The 530-nt window shown below is 52.5% G+C and carries 1 protein-coding gene; it reads right to left on the reverse strand.

Translation table 11 applies throughout. The annotated features are described in order from the left end of the window. A partial coding sequence (locus ACTHUR_RS17780; RefSeq protein ID WP_440400055.1) for a type I-C CRISPR-associated protein Cas8c/Csd1 occupies positions 1–530 on the reverse strand: 530 nt, incomplete at both ends.

Below are 530 nucleotides of genomic sequence, written 5' to 3' on the forward strand. Positions count from 1 at the left end.
AACAGGCCCAAATCTTTATCCAAATTCACTGCCATGCCGGCTTTGTCTTTACGCAAGCGCGATAAATGGTGTTTTGCGCCCGACAACAGGCGCGGAAAAACGGAAAACGGCACGGCGGAGGCAGAGCCGTAATAGCGGTCGGCAATACCGGCATTTAATTCGCCCAACGCCTGATATTGAATGCGCTCCAACACGGCAAACAGCCGCCCTAAAAGATAGGCGCGATTCGGGCTTTCATTGTTCAAACTCATAGGAACTCCTTCTTCGATAAAACCTTTTCTAAAACGCCGCTCTAATACGGCTTTCATCATTGCCACGCGCAGACCGTTCACGTCGCCATCGGCGCGGATTCGGGTAATCAGTTGCGACAGCAAACTCAAGGGATACGGCGTGCCGCAAATCACGGCGCGGGTCATTGCGCCTGCCAATACGGGCGAGATATTTTCGCTTTTGCCTAAAACCGCCGTCTGCAACAGCAAGCGCCAAATAGAAGGCGGCGTTTTCCACGGGCGCGGTTCAATTTTTAAATC

It is taken from the genome of Neisseria sp. P0021.S007, assembly GCF_051956855.1.